A 21,300-nucleotide genomic window follows, 5' to 3' on the forward strand; every position below is an offset into this window, starting at 1 on the left:
TCTTTTCGTGTAGATTACATTTTGGAGAGGAACGATAAGTAAAAATATGAAGATTATGGCTGTAGTTGTTACCTTTAATCCAGATAAACAAGCATATGAGAATATCAGAAAATTAAGTCAACAGATTGATTTTATTTTAGTGGTTGACAATTCCTTAAAATCATCACGATTTGTGTTGCAGCAAGAAGGAATTGAAGTGGTTTATAATTCAGAAAATCTCGGAATTGGAAAAGCTTTAAATCTCGGTTTAGACTACGCAATTCAACATGATTTTGATTGGTTATTTACATTTGATCAAGATAGTCAAATAACAGATAATTTTGTTAGAAATATGATTTCAACAAATGAACTATATGAAAAAAAAGAAAAGATACAACCAGTTCTAATTTGCCCCACGTATATACATCCCGACGATGCAATCGTATATGACAATGCTAAAGAGACAGATAATGAATTTTATGTAGAAGTCGAGACTGCCATGACTTCAGGTAACGCGTTGAATATTAGTCTACTTAAAGACAAAAATATTCGTTTTAAAGAAGCGTACTTTATTGATTTTGTAGATCATGAATTTTGTTTTCATTTACGAAAAGCTGGGTATAAAATTATTCAATCATTAGACGCACCACTAATTCATAGTTTAGGTGAAGTGAAAGAAAAGATAATTTTCGGGAAAACACTCACTTCTACAAATCATAATGCAGTGAGACGGTATTATATTACTAGAAATCGTCTAGATGTGTATAGAAACTATTTTTCTCAAGAAAAAAAATGGATAAAAATTGACTTTGTAAACTCAATTATGGAATTTGTGAAAATTATATTAATCGAAGATCAAAAATCTTTGAAAGTACTGAATATATTTAGAGGAACAAAGGATGCATTATTAAATAATTGGGGTCCATATCGTTATACTAAATAGTAAAGGAGTCATATTTAGAATGGAGAAAATAAAAAATAATAAAATTATACACAATTTTTTATCTTTAGCGAGTGTTCAAGTTCTTAATTATATTTTACCCCTAATTACGTTACCTTATCTACTTAGAGTAGTTGGTGTAAGTCATTTTGGTTTGATTAGCTTTGCGCAAGCGATCATGCAGTATTTTATTTTATTTACTGATTATGGATTTAATTTAATAGCAACTAGAGATATTTCTAAAGTGAGAGACGATAAAGAAAAAGTATCCTTAATATTTTGTACAGTCATGGCCGCAAAATTAATTTTATTGCTGCTATCGTTTGCTGTATTAATTATTTTAATACTTGCTGTACCAAAATTTAGAGAAGACACCTTATTATATCTCTTTACATTTGGAATGGTTGTAGGAAGTGTTTTATTTCCTACATGGTTTTTCCAAGGGATTGAAGAAATGAAAGTAATTTCTTTATTAAATATTTTTTCAAAATTAATTTTCACAATCGGGATTTTTATAGTTGTAAAAACACCAGAAGATTACTTAAACGTTGCAATTCTCAATTCTTTAGGGTTTATATTAATAGGGGTCATCTCAATTTTTATAGTATTTTTTAAATATAAAGTTAAATTGAAATTACCTGAAGTACATCAAATTGTCAGTCAAATGAAGGAAGGCTGGGATATTTTTCTGTCAAATATGTTCTCCAGTCTGTATACAACTAGTAATACAGTTATTTTAGGTTTCTTAGCTTCTAATACAGTCGTGGGATATTTTTCTGCAGCGGATAAAATTATTAAAGCTTGTTCAAGTGTTATTTCTCCAATCATCCAAGCTGTTTATCCACATATCAGTAATTTAATTGAAAAATCAAAAGAAGAAACATTGATTTTAATTCGAAAAATCGGTATATATATTACGTGCGTAATCGGCGCTGGCTGTTTAGTACTTCTATTTGGTGCCCCTTATTTACTTCCATTACTTGCCGGAAATAGTTATGATAATTCTATTTTGTTAATTCAAATCATGTCCTTTTTACCTTTAATTATTGGATGGGCAAATATTTTTGGAATATTAACATTAATTAATTTTGGGTATCAGAAAGAGCTTTCTAGGATATATATTTATTCTAGCTTATTTAGTATTATAACTACAATAGTATTGGTTCCAGCATTTAAAGAAGTCGGAACAGCGATTAATGTCACGTTAATTGAAATTATTGTGACTGTAGCAATGTACTACGTATTGAAAAAGAAAGGCATAGATATTTTTCGTGCCAAAATAAATTTAAAGGATGGGAAATAAAATGAAAAAAATATTAATTACTGGTGCAAATGGACAATTAGGTACGGAATTACAAAATCTATTAACAAAAAAAAATATCCCATATGTGGCAGCAGATATAAAAGTTTTAGATATCACAAATGCAAACTCAGTTACTACGTTTATTGAAGAAATGAAGCCTGATGTGATTTATCATTGTGCTGCATATACAGCAGTTGATAAAGCAGAGGATGAAGGGAAAGAGAAAAATCAATTAGTCAATGTAGTAGGAACAAAAAATGTTGCTCAAGCAGCTGAAAAAGTTGGAGCTACTGTTGTTTATATAAGTACAGATTATGTTTTTGATGGGACAAAAAAAGAGGAGTATAATGTTGACGATAAACCCAATCCTAAAAATGAATATGGGCGTGCAAAGTATGAGGGAGAATTAGAAATTCAAAAAAACTGTTCGAAATATTATATTATACGCACATCATGGGTATATGGACAATTCGGTGCTAATTTTGTATTTACTATGCAAAAATTAGCTCAAACGCACAGTAAATTGACTATTGTTAATGATCAATATGGTCGACCTACTTGGACTAAAGACTTAGCTGATTTTATGTTATTTTTAGTGAATGAAGAAGCTGAATATGGAATTTATCATTTTTCAAATGATGACAGTTGTACGTGGTATGAATTTGCACAAGAAATTTTAAAGGACGAAGATATATCGCTTACAGGAGTAACGTCATCCGAGTATCCTCAAAAAGCTAAAAGACCAAAATATTCTATTTTAAATTTAACTAAAACTAAAAGTTTAGGGTATGAAGTTCCTACTTGGCAAGATTCTTTACAGTTGTTATTAAAAGAATTAGAAAAATAGTCTAAGTAATCAAAACGATTTATGGTATAATAATGTGGTTGAAGGAACGAAGTAGTAATTGTAGATGTTTTTTTGACAGATTATTAAAAAACTTGAACTATTCAAGGGATGAAGGTATTGGAGAAAAATGAAAAAGGTATTGATATTAGCTAATGATGCTACTAACTTGTACAAACTAAGAAAAGAAATTATTGTCGGCTTAATTAACAAGGGATATGAAGTATACGTTGCCCTAGGGAATGATGACAGTGTTGAGAAGCTAGTTTCTTTAGGATGCAAATTTATTGAAATTGATGTAGACCGCCGAGGCTGAAATATCGTAAAAGATATAAAATTATTCCTTAGATACGTTAAGTTAGTGAAGGATATAAATCCTGATTTAGTCATGACATATGCCATAAAACCTAATATATATGGCGGCATGACTGCTAGACTGTTGAAGAAAAAATATATTATTAATATTACTGGAATTGGAACAGCCTTTCAAAAAGAAAATATGTTGAAAAAATTGTCACATTATTGTATAGAATAAGCGCGAAAAATGCGGTTGTTTTTTATCAAAACCAAGAAAATAAAAGCATATTTTTAAAGAATAATATTGTAGGGACTAAGGAAATACTTGTCCCAGGTTCGGGTGTCAATTTAGAACAGTTTACGTATTGCGAAGTAGCCGATACCAAACATGATAAGTTTTTATTTATTGCTAGGGTGATGGAAGAAAAGGGTGTTGATGAATTTTTATATACTTCAAAAATGCTTCATAAAAAATATCCCGAAGTAGAATTTCATATTATTGGTGATATTGAAGAAGATAGATATGAATCAATTCTAAAAGAATATATTGATGCTGGAATTATTCATTACCATGGTTATACTGAAAATGTTCATGATTTTATTAGAAACTCTACCTGTGTTGTATTACCCAGCTATCACGAGGGGATGTCTAATGCTTTGTTGGAATCAGCAGCAATTGGACGACCGTTAATTGCATCAAATATTAGTGGATGTATTGAAATCATTGAAGATGGCGTCAATGGGTATTTAGTAGAGCCAAAAGATAAAGAGTCTCTACTATTAGGTGTTGAAAAATTTATAGCTTTACCTAGAGAAACTAAGGAACTTATGGGCAAAGCAGGACGTAAAAAAATTGAAAAAGAATTCAATCGTAAAATAATAGTTGACGCATATACAAAATGTATTGATGGACTAACTGGAGGAACAAAAAATGATTAATTTTGATGATATTAAAACTGGAAATGCCTATATTTCATTAATTGGTTTAGGTTATGTGGGAATGCCAATAGCAGTAGCTTTTGCAAAAAAAGCAAAAGTGATAGGATTTGATTTAAATCAAGAGAAAATTGATATCTATAAAAGCGGTATTGATCCAACTAATGAAGTGGGTAATGAAGTAATTAAAAGAACTTCTGTTGAGTTCACTTCAAATGAAGAAGATTTAAAGAGAGCGAGCTTTCATATTGTTGCAGTACCTACGCCTATAAAAAAAGATAAGACACCAGATCTTACTCCAGTCATTTCTGCAAGTGAATTGTTAGGAAGAAACTTAGAAAAAGGTTCAATTGTTGTATATGAATCTACCGTTTATCCAGGTGTGACAGAAGATATATGTATCCCAATTTTAGAAAAGGTTTCTGGACTAAAAGCCGGAATTGATTTTAAAGTTGGTTACTCACCTGAAAGAATAAATCCAGGTGATAAAGTTCACAGATTGGAATCAATTATTAAAGTTGTTTCAGGTATGGACGAAGAATCTCTTTCAACAATTGCAAGTGTATATGAATTAGTTGTTGAGGTAGGCGTTTATAAAGCTGAAAGTATTAAAGTTGCTGAGGCAGCGAAAGTTATTGAAAACTCACAAAGAGATATAAACATCGCTTTTATGAATGAATTGTCTATGATTTTCAATCGTTTAGATATTGATACAAAGGCTGTACTAAAAGCTGCTGGAACGAAATGGAATTTTTTGAATTTTGAACCAGGGTTAGTTGGAGGACACTGCATTGGTGTTGATCCTTACTATCTAACGTACAAAGCTGAGGAAGTAGGATATCATTCGAAAATAATTTTATCTGGTAGAAGAATTAATGATGATATGGGAAAATATGTTGTTGAAAACGCAGTAAAAGAATTAATTAATGCGGATACGTTAGTAAAAACTTCACGTGTTGGTATTTTTGGTTTCACGTTCAAAGAAAATTGTCCAGATACTAGAAATACTAGAGTTATTGATATCTATACAGAATTGTCAGAATATGGCGTAACCCCCTTAGTTTATGATCCAGAAGCTGACCAAGAAGAGGTTGAAAAAGAATATAAAATAAAACTTGCCACTATTGAAGAAATGGAAAAATTAGATGCTATTATTATCGCAGTTAATCACACTAAATTTAGTGAGTATACAACTGATAAATGGTTGTCGTTCTTTAAAAAGGATAAAAAAATAATCTTAGATATTAAAGGTATGCTAGATAAAGAAGAATTTCTTGATAAAAATGTAAGTTATTGGAGGTTATAAAATGGGATATACAAATGTTGAGTTTCCAAAAAATTCATTATTTCTAATTACTGGTGGAGCGGGATTTATAGGCTCCAATTTATGTGAAGCTTTATTGAAACTAGGATACAAAGTTAGATGTTTAGATGATTTATCAACTGGAAAAGAAGAAAACATTGCTCCCTTTTTATCAAATCCAAATTTTGAATTTATTAAAGGCAGTATTTGTGACCTTGAAACTTGTATGAGTGCTTGTAAAGATGTTGATTATATTTCCAATCAAGCTGCTTGGGGAAGTGTGCCAAGAAGTATAGAGCTTCCAGTTGTTTACGAAGAAAAAAATATTAAAGGCACTTTAAATATGATGGAAGCAGCCGTTAAAAACAAAGTGAAAAAATTTGTCTATGCGTCTTCTTCATCTGTTTATGGAGATGAACCAACATTACCAAAAGTAGAAGGAAAAGAAGGTAATGTATTATCACCATATGCATTAACCAAAAAAGTGAACGAGGAATATGCTTCGTTATATTCTAAATTATATCATTTAGAAACAGTAGGCTTACGTTATTTTAACGTATTTGGTCGACGTCAGGATCCAAATGGCCAATATGCTGCGGTAATCCCAAAATTTGTTTCTGATATTTTAGAAGATAAGTCACCAATTATCAACGGAGATGGAGAGCATTCTCGAGACTTTACTTATATTGAAAATGTAATTGAAGCCAATTTGAAAGCAATGGCTTCCAGCAGCGAAGTAAGTGGTGAAGCATTTAATATTGCATTTGGTTCTCAAGTTAATTTAAAAGAGTTAGTTGATAAAATTAATGAATTATTAGAGAAAGATGTTTCACCTACATTTGGGCCTGAACGCGCTGGGGACATTAAGCATTCGAATGCTTGTATAGATAAGGCTAAAAATATGCTTGGTTACCAACCTGATTATAGCTTTTCAGATGGGTTAGAATTGGCAGTTGATTGGTATAAGGAGAATTTATAAATGAATCCTCCTATCAGAATATTACATGTTCTAGGCATTATGAATCGTGGTGGAGCAGAGAGTTTTGTGATGAATTTATATCGAACAATAGATCGAACAAAGGTGCAATTTGATTTTGTGGTCCACACAAATGAGGAGGGTGCCTTTGATCATGAAATAACATCTTTAGGGGGACATATCTATCGTGTCCCTAAATTCAATGTTAAAAATATTTTCACTTATCAAAAAGCATGGGATGATTTATTAAAAATGCTCCCCCATAAAATTATTCATTGTCATATTCGAAGTACAGCATCAATTATTTTGAAACAAGCCAAAAAAATAATTATATAACAATTGCTCACAGTCACAGTACGTCTTCAGGTATTGGAATTCAAGGAATGGTTAAGAATGCGCTCCAATCAAAGATAAATAAGTATGCTGACTATCGTTTTGCTTGTGGTAAAGAAGCGGGAGAATGGTTATTTAAAGGTGCAGATTTTACTGTATTAGAAAATGGCATTGACCTTGAAAAGTATTTATTTAACCAATCAGTTAGAAAAATGATGAGAACAGAACTTCAAGTAGATCAATCTTTTGTTATTGGTCATGTAGCAAGATTTAGTGAAGTTAAAAATCATAAATTTTTAATTGATATATTTAGTAGTATAAAAAAGAAAAATAACAAAGCAAAATTACTACTAATTGGAACGGGTGATTTAGAAGATAGCATAAAAGAAAAAGTGAAAAGTCTAGATTTAGAGTCTTCAGTTCTCTTTTTAGGGGCACGCGATGATGTTAATCATTTATTACAAGCAATGGATTGTTTTGTATTCCCTTCTTTGTTTGAAGGCTTACCTGTCTCTTTGGTTGAAGCTCAAACTGCTAGTTTATCTGTATTTGCTTCAAATACTATTTCAGCAGAAGCTAAATTAACCAATCTAGTTCATTTTATGTCTTTGAATGATAGTCCTGATGAATGGGCAAAAGTAATTTTAACAGAAGCATTACCTGAAGATAAACGAAAAATGATTGAAGTTAAATCAGAAATTCAATCTGAGGGATATGATATAATTCAAACAACAAATAAATTAACAGACTTTTATTTATGCTTAAGCTAAAGAAATAAATTGGAGGGGAATAATGAATAAAACGATATCTTTTGAAGAAATAACTAAGATTTATCAAAAAAAATGGAAGTTTTTTCTACTAGTATCACTAATGTTGTTATTGCTAAGTTGCTTTTTATTTATTCGAGAAAAACAAAAAACTCCTCTGATGGTGACTGAAGTAAATATGCAATTTATGCTAAAGCATAATAAGGTAAAAATGAATGACGTTTTTCAATATCGGACACTGCTTTTAAGTAGTTCATTTATTGAAGAAGTAAATGAAATTGCAGCTACTGATAAAAAAGCTTCTTCTATACTGGCTAGAGGTAAAAAAGGCGAGTTACAATTAAATGTATCAGTTTTACCAAATGCTACTCTGAATGTTAACGTAGCATCATCAGATAAGAATGAAGCCATTCGTTTTTCAAAAGCATTAAAAGATACTTTTAGAGATGAAGTTAGAAAAGTAAATTATAGATTATATATAACTGAAAATAATAAAACTCTATATGAGGCGAATCAGGTTTTGAGAAAGCCTTTAGGATTTATTATTATTTTATTTTCATTGTTTGCACTAACTTTTAGTGTGTCATTGATTTTAATTTTATTTAAGATGCTTAAGTGATCATGAAAGGAGATTTTATGGAAATACAAAAGAAAAATAGAATTTTGTTTTCAATGATAGTTTTATTAGGAATTTTTTTCCCTACATCTATATTGCATAATGTAATCAGTCCTTTGAATGTCGTTTATAATACAATTTTTATTTTATGTGCTTTTTTTATTATTGTAATAAATAAAAAAATCGTACTATCAGATGCTATATTAGCATCGATAATATCGATTATTGTATTTTCCTCAACATTAGGTACTATTTTTTTTAATAGAGAAAATGTGGATATGATCTCTTGGGGAATATTAAGTCAATATCTAGTCATTATAGCCTATGCATTAATGAATGAACGAATTTTTGAAGATCCTTTTTTCTCAAAATTATTTAAGGTAGTTTCTTACATTATTATTATTGTGGGACTTATATCTATGTTACGTATAGCTTTTTTTACAAATATATTTACTAGTTTTTATTCATTTTCATATAAGGATTTGGTTTCCAACATGATTGGGAGACTTAAACCAGTCACTTTTTTTGGTAGCCATTCAATTGCTGGTTTTATTTATTTTATGTTTCTTGAAGTATGGTTAAAAAGGCTATTTGTTAGTAAAGATAAAAGAAATATAATACCGGTTGTTTTTTTTGGATTCTTTTTAATAATGTTACAATCAAGTACGAGTTATTTTTTATTAGGGTTATTGTTAGTGTCTACTTTATTTAAAATTTTTCAACTATTTGGTAAAAAACATTTAAAAAGAATTATAATTATTGGCACTGTAAGTATAGTACTATTTGGTGGAGTTACGTTGAAGTTTCTTTTACCAATGTTATTAAGCAAAACAAATGGCATATTATCTAGATTTACAACAGGCTTGTTTTCTGATAATATTTTGTATTTGAAAGAACATCCTTTTTTAGGAAGCGGCTTTTTATCTGTAAATCATTTATATTACACGGATTTTGGCTATATGGTTACTTATTTAAGAGGTGGCATCTTCTTAATTATTTCAATAGCTGTGCTCATATTTAAAAAAATGAAGCCTGTATCTTTATTTATTGTTCTAGGTTTTATTCTTTTTGAAGTTGGATATCCAGTCAGTTTATATTTTAGATTATACCCAGTTTTACTTTTAATTTCGCTTGAAAATAATAATATTGTAAAGAATCAAGGAGTTTAATATATGAAAATAATAGCATATACTCAAGGTAAGGAACACCCTTGTGCAAGATTTAGAGTAAGGCAATATTTACCATATCTTAAAGATGCAAATATTGATGTAACTGAAAAATATACGAAATTTTCTGCATATCCTCCTAGAAATAAATTATTACGACCATTATGGGGAATTGAAACAATTGCTGAGCGAATGATTGATGTTCCGAAAAGTAAAAACTATGATTTAACTTGGCTTCAAAAAACATTTATTTCAAAGTACCCTACAATTGAAAAATACACCAAAGGTCCAAAATTATTTGATATAGATGATGCGATTTATATGGGAAATCCTAAGTTATTAACTACAATGGCTCAAATTTCAGATGGAGTAATTTGTGGGAATGAATTTTTAGCAGAAAAATATGGTGAATTTAATAAAAATATCCATATTATTCCTACAGGAGTTGATTCTGATCGCTTTATTCCGAGTGAAAAAAGAAATAGTGAGCTGTTTATTATTGGTTGGTCTGGATCTAGTGTAGGGTTGCGTTATGTTTATCAACATGAAAAAGCAATTGCTAGTTTTTTAGAAAAACATAAAAATACAAGAATTAGAATTGTTACAGATATGGCACCGAAATTTACTATGATTAATCCAAAACAAGTGGAATTTGTCAAATGGACAGCTGAAAATGAAGTTTATGATATTCAAAATTTTGATGTTGGAATTATGCCTTTATTTGATACAGAATTCGAAAAAGGAAAATGTAGCTATAAAATGTTGTTGTACATGGCTTGTGGTGTTCCAGTTATTGTTTCACCAGTTGGTATGAATAATCAAGTACTCAAATTAGGAAATATGGGAGTAAGTGCAAATACTTCAGACGAATGGTTCGATCAACTTGAAACTATGTATCAATATTCAGATACTCAAAGAAAAGAAATAGGTAGAAATGGTAGAAATGTTGTCATAAATAATTTTGATTCTAAGGTCATTGCTAAAGAGTTAGCAACTGTTTTTCAACAATACAAGTAAAAATTTCACTACAGATTAAAAGGATGGAGGAAAGAAGACGATTATGCTTAAAAATATATCAAAGGTTTTTTCAGCTAATCTAGTTAATATGCTGATCAGCATATTAACTGCATTTTTGCTTCCATACTTTTTGACAGTAGATTCTTATGCTGAATTAAAAACTTTTACTTTTTATGTTTCTTATCTAGGAATACTGCAATTAGGTTTTGTTGATGGAATGTATATAAAGTATGGAGGAAAAAAAATTAGTGAAATATCAACAAAAGTTTTTTTCGATGAAAGGAAAACTTTCGTTTTATTACAAATCGTACTGGCTGTTATAGCACTATCTATTTCACTTTTTTTTCAAAATACTATTTTTATTTTGTTAGCTATTAGTGTTATTCCCATTAATTTATTTTTCTTCTATCGACAATTTTTTCAGGCTGTAGGAGAATTTTCTTTATTTGCGGTTACTACAACGATGTATGCAGCTATTCCTTTTGTACTTAATTTGATATTAATGCTAGTTTTTAAAACACAAAACCCAGTATATTATTGTTTATCAACAATACTTGGTTATGTTGTAATTGATTACTATTTTGTTTTTAAATCAAAATTTTTTGAAAATAAAAAAGGTCATTTGAACTATGCTGTAATGAAGGAAAATATTCAAGTAGGGGTTTTCGTATTATTTGGAAATTTATCTTTAAACTTCATAACTGCCTTAGATAGATGGTTTATTAGTATTTTTTACGAAAAAAGTGCATTTGCTTTCTATTCATTTGCCGTGTCAATGTTAAATATTGTGAATGTCGTTATTTCTTCAGTATCAATTACTTTTTATAATTACTTAGTAGGAAATAGAAATGAAAAGCAGATTAAAGAGATCAAAAATATTTTATTAGTGGTTGGAATTATTTTTATGACAGCTTATTTCCCTTTGAAATTTATTGTAGAACTTTTTATTCCTGAATACGTCCCTTCATTAGATGTTATTGCGATTTCCTTTATGTCATTTCCTTTTAGTATCGTGATTAATACATTATACGTTAACTTGTACAAAGCAAATAAGAATGAACGAAAATATTTTACAATAGTAGTTGGAGTATTGGTTATTTCTGTAATTATAAATACTATCATGATGCAAATTGTGGATGGTTTTGTCAGTGTTACAATAGGATCACTAGTTGTATATATATTATGGTATCTTTATTCTCAAAAAGATTTTAGTTATTTAAGAAGTACTTTGAAAGAGCTCGTATTTATTGCATCTTCTCTTATAATTTTTTATCTTTGTTCTAGACATCTAAATGTTTATAGTGGATTTTTAGTCAGTCTTATTTTACTTATTGGAACAATATTTATATTTATGCGTTCTACGCTAATCAAAATAATAAGTTTTGCAAGAGGAGGAAGTAAATGATTATAAGTCTGATACTATCCATCTTATTTTTTATCGGTTTATATTTGCCAACAATTCCTACAGATGGAAACTGGATGCAACTTGAAATAATCTATTTAGCGATAGCGATAATAGTGATAGTTGTATTATTGTTTAAACAGAAAAAAATTGATATCAAGCAGATTACGCTGGGTGTTATCTTTAATGGTTTGGCACTTTATTTCACAAAAATATCAAATCCAAATTCAAATCCTAAAGAAATGCTTTTATACTACTTTATCTTTTTTATTGCGTTAACCTTAGTATTGCAATTAGATTTTACTAATGTGAATTCTGAATCAGTAATGAAATACTTAAAAATCTTTTTATTATGTATTTCAATTCTATCCATCATAATTTCTATATCAATTATTGCGCAGATTGGACCTGTTACTGGTAGGCTAATAACATACTATTCTAGTTTTTATCCGGAATTAGTACCGAGGATGATTTCGTTGGGGAAACCAGTTAATACTTTCGGTGTTCATTCATTAGCTGGAGTGTTTAATTTCTTATTTTTCCTTTTAAACTTTGCAACTTTTTATGTATTGCGAGCAAAAGAACACTTTATTATTAGTTTATTCTTTTTATTCTTTTTAGTAAGATTACAATCAACTACATCATTAGTTTGCTTACTAATTGCCATAATGATTATTGGAATCTATATTTATACAGAAAATAAATATATATTTTTTGGTTTGTTAGCTTTGGTAATTACATTTTTAGTCCTATCGTGGAATGAATTGTCCATTGTACAAATTTTGAAAAGAAATTTATTTAATGAAGATAGCACAAATGGTCTAATGGTAAGATTTGGGCCCAAAGGTGTACTGTATGGAAGTCTTCAACAAATAATTCAGTACCCTTTTAAAGGAACTGGTTATGTATCCGTCCCAGATACCTATTATATAGATTCCGGAATTATACACTTTGCGCTCAGAACTTCAGTTATTGGTATGTTAGCTTTTTATGGTATGCTTTTAAACTTTTTTGTAAAAAATCTTAATTGGTTAATGGGGATTGCTTTATTTACATTATTTATGTTCTTTGAAATAGGTTTTTCCAATTTTTTATATTTCAGAATAATTTATTTCTTACCATTTTTTATTTTTTACTTGAAACAATTGCTCCTAATAAAAAAGAATCAAAAAGAGCTGAAGTTAAGATAGGGGAATGGATCTGAAAAAATTAAGATGTTAATTGCTTTTGGTTTAATAGTACTACTTTTTTACTGTTTAAAAACCTATAGTGATACTCCAGTTGGTACCTCATTAATTTCATCTGAAAACTAGGTTGTAAAATTTTGGGTTATAGTATCTGAAGTAGTTAAATAAATTAAAATTCATGTAAATAACAAATTTAAAGAAAATGCTATTTTGACTAAACTTGGTTTTATTACAAATTTTTCAAAGGCACAAAAATTAGGAACTAATAATTATCAAAATCATCTAGCAAATTGAGTTTACGAGGGTATTGTAAACTATTTTAAATAATAGTAAAGATTGGAATGAGAACTTTTGTACAGTGTTCTCATTCCAATTTTTGTGTTAAAATGTAGCTTAGAGACAATTAAAAATAGGTATGGGAGGAAGTCCATTGAATCCATTAGTTTCAATAATTATTCCGGTCTTTAATGGTGAAAAAACAATAGTAAGAGCTATAACTTCTTGTTTAGAACAAAGTTATAAGAATTTTGAAATTTTAATTATAGATAATTGTTCGAATGATAACACTTCTAAACTTGTTCAAGAGTTTTCTGATAAACAAGTAAATTACATTTATACGAAAGACAAAGGCAGAGCATTAGCAAGAAATATTGGATTAAATAAAGCAAAAGGTTCCTACATTCAATTTTTAGATGCAGATGATTCTTTAGAGAAAGATAAATTAAAAGTAAGCGTAAATTATTTAGAAAAAGATAGAACGAGTCAAGCATACTCTACAGGAATTGAGTATCGAAACACAGATAATCAACAATTGAAAGTTGTATATCCTAAAAGCCATTATGAAGATGAGTTACTAGCACATAATATTTTTCCAATTCATTCTTTAGTATTTCGAGCAACGGATGCATCAGTTTTTCCTGAAGAGTTAGATTATTGTGAAGATTGGCTTTTTTGGGTCCGTACATTGTTAGGTTCAAAAATATATTTTAATGATAATTATATCGGTGGTACGGTTTATATACATGGAGAAAATACGATGACACAATCAAATTTAATGAGAGAATATGAGCTCTATGTGCAACAAAGGCTAAAAGGTGAATATAAACCCTCAAATTTAAATTTGGCTCTTAAAAAAAATGAAATATCTTTGTTAATTATACATTATTTTAATAAAAAGAAATTGAGTTTAACGAAAAAGAGTGTTAGTAAAAATTCGAAATATACTTATTTAGTTGTTAAAGTAATATGCAATATACCATTTTTGAAAAAAAAGTTAGTAAAAAAAGTAAACAGTATACTAGCTAAAGATGTATATACTGGAGAGGAAATAAAATGAAAAAATCAGTCTATTTTATTGTTTTAAATTATAATAATGCCCCTGATACAATTGAGTGTATTAAGAGTATTGAAAATTTAAATTATCAGAATGTCCAAGTGGTATTGGTCGATAATCTATCTACAGATGACTCTGAAGAAATTTTAAAAAAAGAGTTGCCTAACTATACATTGATTCAAACTGGCAGCAATGCTGGTTATGCAGCAGGCAATAATAAAGGAATTAAATATGCAATTGAAGATGGAGCAGATTATGTTTGTATTCTAAATAATGACGTTATTGTTGACCCAAACTTTTTGACAGTACTAGTTGATTATTTAGAAAACAATAGTCAAGTTGGTGTTGTTGGACCACGAATATGTGAGTATGAAGACCCGGCTATTTTAGAATCTGCTGGTTCAACTGTTGATTTTAATAAAGGTAAAGTGACCAGATTATATTATGGTGAAAAAGAAGATAAGGTATTTGGAAAAGTAATCCCATGTGATTATGTTGGTGGTGCATGTATGCTTTTAGATGTTAAATTAATTAAAGAGGTTGGTTATATTCCAGAAAATTATTTTCTCTTTTATGAAGAAAATGAATGGTGTGTGACTATAAAAAAAGCAGGTTATGAAGTAGTTTGTGTTGCAGACGCTAAAGTAATACACAAAGGTTCAGCATCTATTAATAAAGTATCTGGTCTTTCTGAATATTTTATGTATCGAAATTTAGTTGTTTTTATGCAACGTAATGCAACGTTTAAGAATAAGATCATATTTTATCCGTATCTCTTTTTATTTTCTTTGAAAAGTGGTTTTTTTAAAGAAAACGGCTGGCGTTTCGCAAGTTATTTTTATGATGGATTAACCGGAAAAAACAAATATAAAAATAAATTATGAAATAAAAAGCGCAAAATTATGAGAATATAACTCTTAATAATGTGCTTTTTTTCTAGTTTTTAGCATGCACATAAGGTATGATAGTATTAAATGTAGTTACAAGTTAGGAGAACTAAGGGAATGAACAAAATATATCCGGATGATAGTTGGTCTTTACACACAGACTTATATCAAATAAATATGATGAAAACTTATTGGGAATTAGGAAAAGCTGATAAACATGCAGTTTTTGAATGTTATTTTAGAGTAAATCCATTTGAGAATGGCTATGCTATATTTGCTGGTTTAGAACGGATTGTGGGTTATTTAGAACGCTTAACTTTTAGTGAATCTGACATTGATTACTTAAGAGAAGCAGAAGAATACCCAGAAGCATTTTTGACTTATTTAGCCAATTTTAAATTTAAAGCAACTATTCGTTCAGTTGAAGAAGGCGAACTCGTATTTAGTAATGAACCATTAGTCCAAGTTGAGGGACCTTTAGCAGACTGTCAATTAATTGAAACGGCTTTATTAAATATTGTTAATTATCAAACTTTAATAGCGACGAAAGCTGCTCGAATTAAATCAGTTGTTGGAACAGATCCATTGTTGGAATTCGGTACAAGAAGAGCTCAAGAAATGGATGCAGCGATATGGGGAACACGAGCAGCTTATATTGGTGGATGTGATGCAACTAGTAATGTGCGAGCGGGGAAGATTTTTGGTATTCCAGCAAGCGGAACGCATGCACATTCTTTAGTTCAAACGTATCGCAATGATTATGATGCTTTTAAAGCTTATGCAACAACCCATAAAGATTGTGTATTTTTAGTGGATACGTACGATACATTAAAATCAGGTGTTCCAAATGCTATTCGAGTTGCCAAGGAATTTGGCAATAAAATCAATTTTTTAGGCGTTCGTTTAGATAGTGGGGATATGGCTTATATTTCGAAAAGAGTTCGTCAACAGTTAGATGCTGCGGGTTACGAAGATGTTAAAATATATGCATCAAATAATTTAGATGAAAAAACAATTTTAAATTTAAAAATGCAAGGTGCTAAAATTGATGTTTGGGGTGTAGGAACGAAACTAATTACTGCCTATGATCAACCAGCATTGGGAGCCGTTTATAAATTAGTTTCAATTGAAGATGAGAATGGAAAAATGGTTGATACAATCAAATTATCTGGCAATGCTGAAAAAGTTTCAACACCAGGTAAAAAACAAGTTTGGCGTATTACGGCAAATGAAGATGGGAAGTCAGAAGGCGATTATATTACCTTATGGGATGAAGAACCAGATAAGGCTGAAGAACTTTATATGTTCCATCCTGTCCATACGTATATTAATAAAACTGTTACTAACTTCAATGCTCGTCCTTTATTAAAAGATATTTTTATTAATGGGAAATTAGTTTATGCCTTACCAAATTTAGCTGAAGTAAAGAAATATGCGACGACTAATTTAGAGTCTCTTTGGGATGAGTATAAACGTAATTTAAATCCAGAACCTTACCCAGTTGATTTATCAAAAATTTGTTACGATCATAAAATGGCCAATATTGAATTGGCTAGGAAACAAGTAAAAGAACAAGAAGCATATTTTAATAAGTAAGATAAGGGGAAGCAAATTTTATTTGTTTCCCTTTTCAATTATCTAAGAGTAAACACAACTGGAATTCTGTGTTATAATTGATTTTGATGATAAAAAAGGAGCGAAGCCCATGTCAAGTTTACAAAAAAAAATCATTTCAGAAATGCACGTACAACCTGAATTAGATGTGGATAATGAAATTAGAAAAAGTATCGATTTTATAAAAAATTATATGTTGAAGCATCCGTTCTTAAAGTCTGTTGTATTAGGCATTAGTGGGGGACAAGATTCAACTTTAACTGGTAAATTAGCCCAATTAGCGATCACCGAGCTAAGAAATGAAACTAGCAATTCAGACTATCAATTTATTGCTGTACGTTTACCTTATGGCGAACAGGCTGACGAAGAAGATGCGATGGATGCTATAAACTTTATAGGTGCAGATAAGGTACTAAGAGTAAATATTAAACCTGCAACAGATGCAAATAGCCAGACGTTGGAAGAAATTGGTGTACCGATTAGTGATTTTGATAAAGGCAATATTAAAGCTCGTGAAAGAATGATTGCTCAATATGCTATTGCAGGAGCGTATCAAGGCACTGTTCTAGGAACGGATCATTCTGCAGAGTCAGTTACTGGATTTTATACAAAATATGGAGATGGCGGAACAGATATTAATCCAATCTTTAGATTAAACAAACGCCAAGGTAGAGCACTCTTGAAAGCTCTACAAGCTCCTACACATTTATATGAAAAAACGCCAACTGCAGATTTAGAAGATAATAAACCTGGTTTGGCAGATGAAGTGGCCTTAGGCGTAACGTATGATGATTTAGATGACTATCTAGAAGGAAAAGATGTACCAACAGAAGTAGCTGATAAGATTGAAGGATGGTACCTAAAAACGCAGCATAAACGTCATTTACCAATTACTATTTTTGATGATTTTTGGAAATAATGTTAAATTTTTCAGGTGAAGGAGTTTTATGAAAAAAATAATTGAGTTAGCGACTAAATATCGTGAAGTATTAATGTATTTAATTTTTGGTGTATTAACAACTATAATTAATATTTTTGTGTTTTATATCTTTAAAGATACCTTAACAATAGATTATCGAACGAGTAATGTAATTGCTTGGTTTCTTTCTGTTTTATTCGCTTTTCTGACGAATAAATATTTTGTTTTTGCTTCAAGTGGTAAAAATAAACAAGCTTTTTTTAAAGAAATGGGATTGTTTTTTTGGTATAGGTTGTTGTCATTAGTTATTGATATGATTATGATGATCGTTATGGTTTCAGGGTTAGGAATAGATGCACTAATAGCTAAATTAATCACACAAGTAGTTATCGTGGTTATAAATTATGTATTTAGCAAGTTGTTAATTTTTAATGATAAACAGGCATGAAAAGCTCTCTATATGAAAGAAGGTTTTAAGAAACTATGAAAACTGAATTAATTTCGATTGTTGTTCCTTGTTTCAATGAAGAAGAATCGATACCGTTGTTTTATGCAGCATTAGAAAAAGAACGTGAATTTTTAGTAAATGCAGATATTGAATATATATTTGTAAATGATGGGTCCAATGATAATACGTTAAATGTCTTAAGAAGTTTAGCCAAAGAGGATAAAGAGCGCGTTAAATTCATCTCATTTTCACGCAACTTTGGTAAAGAAGCCGGATTGTATGCAGGTTTACAACAAGCCACTGGGGATTATGTCGCAGTAATGGATGTTGATTTGCAAGATCCACCAGAAATGTTGCCGGAAATGCTACAAATTATTCGTGAAGAAGAATACGATTGCGTTGGTACGAGAAGAGTTAGTCGTGACGGTGAGCCTCCAATTCGTTCTTTCTTTGCACGTCAATTTTATCGTATTATTAACAATATTTCTGAAACAGAAATTGTCGATGGAGCGCGAGATTATCGTTTAATGACAAGACAGATGGTCAATGCTATTTTATCTATGGAAGAATATAATCGTTTTTCTAAGGGGATATTTAGTTGGGTAGGATTTGATACTAAGTATTTAGAATATAAAAATCAAGAGCGAGTTGCAGGTGAAACCTCATGGTCTTTTTGGAGTTTATTTAAATATTCTTTAGATGGCATAGTGGCTTTTTCTGAATTACCACTTGCTTTCGCTTCATTTGTTGGCTTCTTTTCTTTTCTGGCAGCCATGATTGCAATGGTTGTCATTGTTATTCGAACATTACTTTTAAATGATCCCACATCAGGTTGGCCTTCGTTAGTTTGTTTTATTTTGGCCATTGGAGGATTGCAATTATTTTGTTTAGGAATTTTAGGGAAATATTTAGGAAAAACATATTTAGAAACAAAAAAAAGACCAATTTACATTGTCAAAGAAACTGAAAAAGATAAAAAATAATTAAAAACACTAAAGAAATCTATCAATTCAAAATACGAGTCTGTATAATGAATAAGATAAGAAACTTTAGTGTTTTCTTTTAATTATCTTAGATATTGTTAGAAGAGTGTTTATGAAACCAAAAAAAATCTATTTTAAAAAAATTAAAGTACATGAATTAAAAAAAGAGAAGAAATTATTATCCAGCAAAGTAGATGCGACAATTCTGATTTTATTATTCCTCGGTTCGGCTTTAATAAATAATGCTATTTTACAGCTTTTTCAAAATAACCTAGATTGGGACTTAGTTAATAAATTTATCTTCGAATGGCACACAATCTTATTTCTATTGGGAAGTAGTGTTATTTTCATTTTCACTTTATGGTTATATGCTATTTTAGGTAATCGTTATTTAACGGTAGGGTTAACGTTTTTAATTAGTTTAGGACTAGGTGTCGCCACGTGGCAAAAAATGATTAATCGAAGCGAACCTTTGTACCCATCAGAATTGAGTATGATTAAAGAACTAAGTTTTATGGTGAGTATGATTGAGAGCAAAGTGGTGCTAGGCTTCCTATTAATTGTCTTAGTTGTCATGGCTTTGGCTTACGTTTTTACTTGCCTACAAACTAGATTCATAATTAAATATAATCGTCACAAAAGCTATTTGATTCGATTTATTTTATTTATCACTACAAGTTTTTTACTTGTTTATATTGCTAATTTTAATCAGCCAGGGAATCTTTTGAAAAAAGCATATGACCCAAATGCTTATTGGATTCCTTATAGCCAACAAATGAATTATTATAATAATGGCTTTATAGGTGGTTTTTTGTTTAACCTAAAAGTGGAAGCAATGGCAGAACCAAAAGGATATTCAAAAGAAAAAATTGCAGAATTAACTCAGAAATATCAAGAAATTGCTGAAGAAATAAATCAAAATCGTAGTGGACCAATAAAAAACACGAATATTATTTATATTATGAATGAAAGTTTTTCTGATCCCTTAGCGCTTAATGGAATGGAAATAGCAAAAGATCCAATTCCGTTAACACGCCATTTGATGGAGAATAATCGTAGTGGTAGTATTTTATCGCAAGGCTATGGAGGTGGGACTGCAAATATTGAATTTGAGGCTTTAACAGGTTTTTCCATGGAACCGATGAATCCTCAATTAACAACTCCTTATACTCAGTTGTTAGCTAAAGTTCCAAATTTTCCTTCTATTGTTAGTTATTTAAATGAACAAAATTACCAAACAACGGCAATTCATCCTTATAACACGAGTATGTATAAACGTCAAAATGTGTATCAGAGTTTAGGTTTTCAAAATTTTATAAATGAAGATACCATGAAGAATACAGAGAAAATGGAAAGCAATCCTTATATTAGTGACAAAGCAGCTTATCAAGAGGTTTTGGAGACATTGGAAGCCAGTAAAGATTCTAATTTTATTCACTTAGTGACCATGCAAAATCATATGCCTTATGGATCAAAATATGTAAGTTCCGAATATGAGGTAAGTGGAACAGAAAATGATCAAATAACAAGTAATTATTTGAAAGATTTATCTTATAGTGATCAAGCGTTGGATAATTTTATTAAGCAAATTGATCAGTTAGCTGAACCTACTATTGTCATTTTTTGGGGGGATCATTTGCCAAGTGTTTATGGTGATGTAATCTTCAATCAAAATTCGTTGGATAAAATGCATGAAACACCATTGCTCATTTATTCAAATGTAAATAAAAAGGATAAAGAGCTAGGAATGATTAGTCCTATTTATTTTGCGCCTGAGTTATTAGAAGTAGCAAACGCAGATATAACTGGATTTTATGCTTTATTAAACCAACTTCAAAGTAACCTGCCTGCGTTTGAAAAAGAAATGTATCTTGAAAAAAATGCTGAAAAAATGAAAAAATCAGTTAATGAATTAAGTCAAGAAACGCAAGCCCTTTTAGCTGATTATTACATGATTCAATATGATATTACGACAGGAAAAAAATATAGCCTGCAAACGAATTTGTTTGCACATAACAAGTAAATAAAAAAAGACTAGAGATAGAGCAAC

The 21,300-nt window shown here is 29.9% G+C and carries 22 protein-coding genes; all 22 read left to right on the forward strand.

Annotation, left to right across the window (positions count from 1 at the left end; all coding sequences use genetic code 11):
• Positions 1–46: 46 nt before the first annotated feature.
• The 22 genes from BR77_RS14925 (at position 47) to BR77_RS15015 (ending at position 21,273) form a co-directional block, all read left to right on the forward strand.
• Positions 47–922, forward strand: a complete 876-nt coding sequence (locus tag BR77_RS14925) for a glycosyltransferase family 2 protein (protein WP_035065515.1) — start codon at positions 47–49, stop codon at positions 920–922.
• Positions 923–941: 19 nt separating this feature from the next.
• Positions 942–2,222, forward strand: a complete 1,281-nt coding sequence (locus tag BR77_RS14930) for a flippase (RefSeq protein WP_035065518.1) — start codon at positions 942–944, stop codon at positions 2,220–2,222.
• Between the two features lies 1 nt (position 2,223).
• Positions 2,224–3,069, forward strand: a complete 846-nt coding sequence (gene rfbD / locus BR77_RS14935; protein ID WP_035065521.1) for a dTDP-4-dehydrorhamnose reductase — start codon at positions 2,224–2,226, stop codon at positions 3,067–3,069.
• A 127-nt stretch (positions 3,070–3,196) separates the two neighbouring features.
• Positions 3,197–3,382: a glycosyltransferase gene (locus tag BR77_RS19710; RefSeq protein WP_051926744.1), complete on the forward strand. Its 186-nt coding sequence runs from the start codon at positions 3,197–3,199 to the stop codon at positions 3,380–3,382.
• 15 nt (positions 3,383–3,397) lie between these two features.
• Positions 3,398–3,601 (forward strand): glycosyltransferase, encoded by a 204-nt coding sequence (locus BR77_RS19715; RefSeq protein WP_422678742.1) that lies wholly within the window; start codon positions 3,398–3,400, stop codon positions 3,599–3,601.
• Entirely contained in the window at positions 3,589–4,302 is a 714-nt protein-coding gene (locus BR77_RS18385; RefSeq protein WP_051926746.1) for a glycosyltransferase, read from the forward strand. The genes BR77_RS19715 and BR77_RS18385 overlap by 13 nt, the downstream gene beginning before the upstream one ends.
• Positions 4,295–5,605, forward strand: a complete 1,311-nt coding sequence (locus BR77_RS14945) for a nucleotide sugar dehydrogenase (RefSeq protein WP_051926747.1) — start codon at positions 4,295–4,297, stop codon at positions 5,603–5,605. The genes BR77_RS18385 and BR77_RS14945 overlap by 8 nt, the downstream gene beginning before the upstream one ends.
• Position 5,606: 1 nt before the next feature.
• Positions 5,607–6,581, forward strand: coding sequence for an SDR family oxidoreductase (locus tag BR77_RS14950; protein WP_035065524.1), 975 nt, complete (start codon positions 5,607–5,609; stop codon positions 6,579–6,581).
• The gene (locus BR77_RS18390) at positions 6,582–6,914 is read left to right on the forward strand and encodes a glycosyltransferase family protein (RefSeq protein ID WP_051926749.1); all 333 of its coding nucleotides are present in this window, start codon (positions 6,582–6,584) and stop codon (positions 6,912–6,914) included. It abuts the gene before it with no gap.
• Entirely contained in the window at positions 6,854–7,681 is an 828-nt protein-coding gene (locus BR77_RS14955) for a glycosyltransferase (RefSeq protein ID WP_185751416.1), read from the forward strand. The genes BR77_RS18390 and BR77_RS14955 overlap by 61 nt, the downstream gene beginning before the upstream one ends.
• Before the next feature lie 22 nt (positions 7,682–7,703).
• Entirely contained in the window at positions 7,704–8,297 is a 594-nt protein-coding gene (locus BR77_RS14960) for a hypothetical protein (protein ID WP_035065527.1), read from the forward strand.
• Positions 8,298–8,314: 17 nt separating this feature from the next.
• Positions 8,315–9,463, forward strand: a complete 1,149-nt coding sequence (locus BR77_RS14965; protein WP_035065530.1) for a hypothetical protein — start codon at positions 8,315–8,317, stop codon at positions 9,461–9,463.
• A 3-nt stretch (positions 9,464–9,466) separates the two neighbouring features.
• Positions 9,467–10,477 carry a glycosyltransferase family 4 protein gene (locus BR77_RS14970; protein WP_035065533.1) on the forward strand — a complete coding sequence of 337 codons (1,011 nt, stop codon included), beginning with the start codon at positions 9,467–9,469 and terminating at the stop codon, positions 10,475–10,477.
• Between the two features lie 43 nt (positions 10,478–10,520).
• Complete coding sequence (locus BR77_RS14975) at positions 10,521–11,882, forward strand: MATE family efflux transporter (protein ID WP_051926752.1); 1,362 nt, start codon at positions 10,521–10,523, stop codon at positions 11,880–11,882.
• Positions 11,879–13,069 (forward strand): hypothetical protein, encoded by a 1,191-nt coding sequence (locus BR77_RS14980; RefSeq protein WP_035065535.1) that lies wholly within the window; start codon positions 11,879–11,881, stop codon positions 13,067–13,069. Before BR77_RS14975 ends, BR77_RS14980 begins: the two co-directional genes overlap by 4 nt.
• A gap of 427 nt (positions 13,070–13,496) precedes the next feature.
• Entirely contained in the window at positions 13,497–14,402 is a 906-nt protein-coding gene (locus BR77_RS14985; protein ID WP_051926754.1) for a glycosyltransferase family 2 protein, read from the forward strand.
• Positions 14,399–15,283 (forward strand): glycosyltransferase family 2 protein, encoded by an 885-nt coding sequence (locus BR77_RS14990; protein WP_035065538.1) that lies wholly within the window; start codon positions 14,399–14,401, stop codon positions 15,281–15,283. The genes BR77_RS14985 and BR77_RS14990 overlap by 4 nt, the downstream gene beginning before the upstream one ends.
• 120 nt (positions 15,284–15,403) lie before the next feature.
• Positions 15,404–16,882, forward strand: a complete 1,479-nt coding sequence (locus tag BR77_RS14995) for a nicotinate phosphoribosyltransferase (protein ID WP_035065541.1) — start codon at positions 15,404–15,406, stop codon at positions 16,880–16,882.
• Positions 16,883–16,991: 109 nt separating this feature from the next.
• On the forward strand, positions 16,992–17,819 hold the full coding sequence (gene nadE, locus BR77_RS15000; RefSeq protein WP_035065544.1) for an ammonia-dependent NAD(+) synthetase: 828 nt from the start codon (positions 16,992–16,994) through the stop codon (positions 17,817–17,819).
• A gap of 28 nt (positions 17,820–17,847) precedes the next feature.
• Positions 17,848–18,267, forward strand: coding sequence for a GtrA family protein (locus tag BR77_RS15005; protein WP_010051534.1), 420 nt, complete (start codon positions 17,848–17,850; stop codon positions 18,265–18,267).
• Between the two features lie 35 nt (positions 18,268–18,302).
• On the forward strand, positions 18,303–19,250 hold the full coding sequence (locus tag BR77_RS15010; protein ID WP_010051535.1) for a glycosyltransferase family 2 protein: 948 nt from the start codon (positions 18,303–18,305) through the stop codon (positions 19,248–19,250).
• A gap of 112 nt (positions 19,251–19,362) precedes the next feature.
• Positions 19,363–21,273 (forward strand): LTA synthase family protein, encoded by a 1,911-nt coding sequence (locus BR77_RS15015; RefSeq protein WP_035065547.1) that lies wholly within the window; start codon positions 19,363–19,365, stop codon positions 21,271–21,273.
• Positions 21,274–21,300: the final 27 nt, after the last annotated feature.

Origin of the sequence: Carnobacterium maltaromaticum DSM 20342 (assembly GCF_000744945.1) — a bacterium.
Taxonomy (GTDB): Bacteria; Bacillota; Bacilli; order Lactobacillales; family Carnobacteriaceae; genus Carnobacterium; species Carnobacterium maltaromaticum.

Coding starts and splice junctions, on each gene's coding strand:
- BR77_RS14925 (WP_035065515.1), top strand. CDS start 47: ATGAAGATTATGGCTGTAGTTGTTACCTTTAATCCAGATAAACAAGCA.
- BR77_RS14930 (WP_035065518.1), top strand. CDS start 942: ATGGAGAAAATAAAAAATAATAAAATTATACACAATTTTTTATCTTTA.
- rfbD (WP_035065521.1), top strand. CDS start 2,224: ATGAAAAAAATATTAATTACTGGTGCAAATGGACAATTAGGTACGGAA.
- BR77_RS19710 (WP_051926744.1), top strand. CDS start 3,197: ATGAAAAAGGTATTGATATTAGCTAATGATGCTACTAACTTGTACAAA.
- BR77_RS14945 (WP_051926747.1), top strand. CDS start 4,295: ATGATTAATTTTGATGATATTAAAACTGGAAATGCCTATATTTCATTA.
- BR77_RS14950 (WP_035065524.1), top strand. CDS start 5,607: ATGGGATATACAAATGTTGAGTTTCCAAAAAATTCATTATTTCTAATT.
- BR77_RS18390 (WP_051926749.1), top strand. CDS start 6,582: ATGAATCCTCCTATCAGAATATTACATGTTCTAGGCATTATGAATCGT.
- BR77_RS14960 (WP_035065527.1), top strand. CDS start 7,704: ATGAATAAAACGATATCTTTTGAAGAAATAACTAAGATTTATCAAAAA.
- BR77_RS14965 (WP_035065530.1), top strand. CDS start 8,315: ATGGAAATACAAAAGAAAAATAGAATTTTGTTTTCAATGATAGTTTTA.
- BR77_RS14970 (WP_035065533.1), top strand. CDS start 9,467: ATGAAAATAATAGCATATACTCAAGGTAAGGAACACCCTTGTGCAAGA.
- BR77_RS14975 (WP_051926752.1), top strand. CDS start 10,521: ATGCTTAAAAATATATCAAAGGTTTTTTCAGCTAATCTAGTTAATATG.
- BR77_RS14980 (WP_035065535.1), top strand. CDS start 11,879: ATGATTATAAGTCTGATACTATCCATCTTATTTTTTATCGGTTTATAT.
- BR77_RS14990 (WP_035065538.1), top strand. CDS start 14,399: ATGAAAAAATCAGTCTATTTTATTGTTTTAAATTATAATAATGCCCCT.
- BR77_RS14995 (WP_035065541.1), top strand. CDS start 15,404: ATGAACAAAATATATCCGGATGATAGTTGGTCTTTACACACAGACTTA.
- nadE (WP_035065544.1), top strand. CDS start 16,992: ATGTCAAGTTTACAAAAAAAAATCATTTCAGAAATGCACGTACAACCT.
- BR77_RS15005 (WP_010051534.1), top strand. CDS start 17,848: ATGAAAAAAATAATTGAGTTAGCGACTAAATATCGTGAAGTATTAATG.
- BR77_RS15010 (WP_010051535.1), top strand. CDS start 18,303: ATGAAAACTGAATTAATTTCGATTGTTGTTCCTTGTTTCAATGAAGAA.
- BR77_RS15015 (WP_035065547.1), top strand. CDS start 19,363: ATGAAACCAAAAAAAATCTATTTTAAAAAAATTAAAGTACATGAATTA.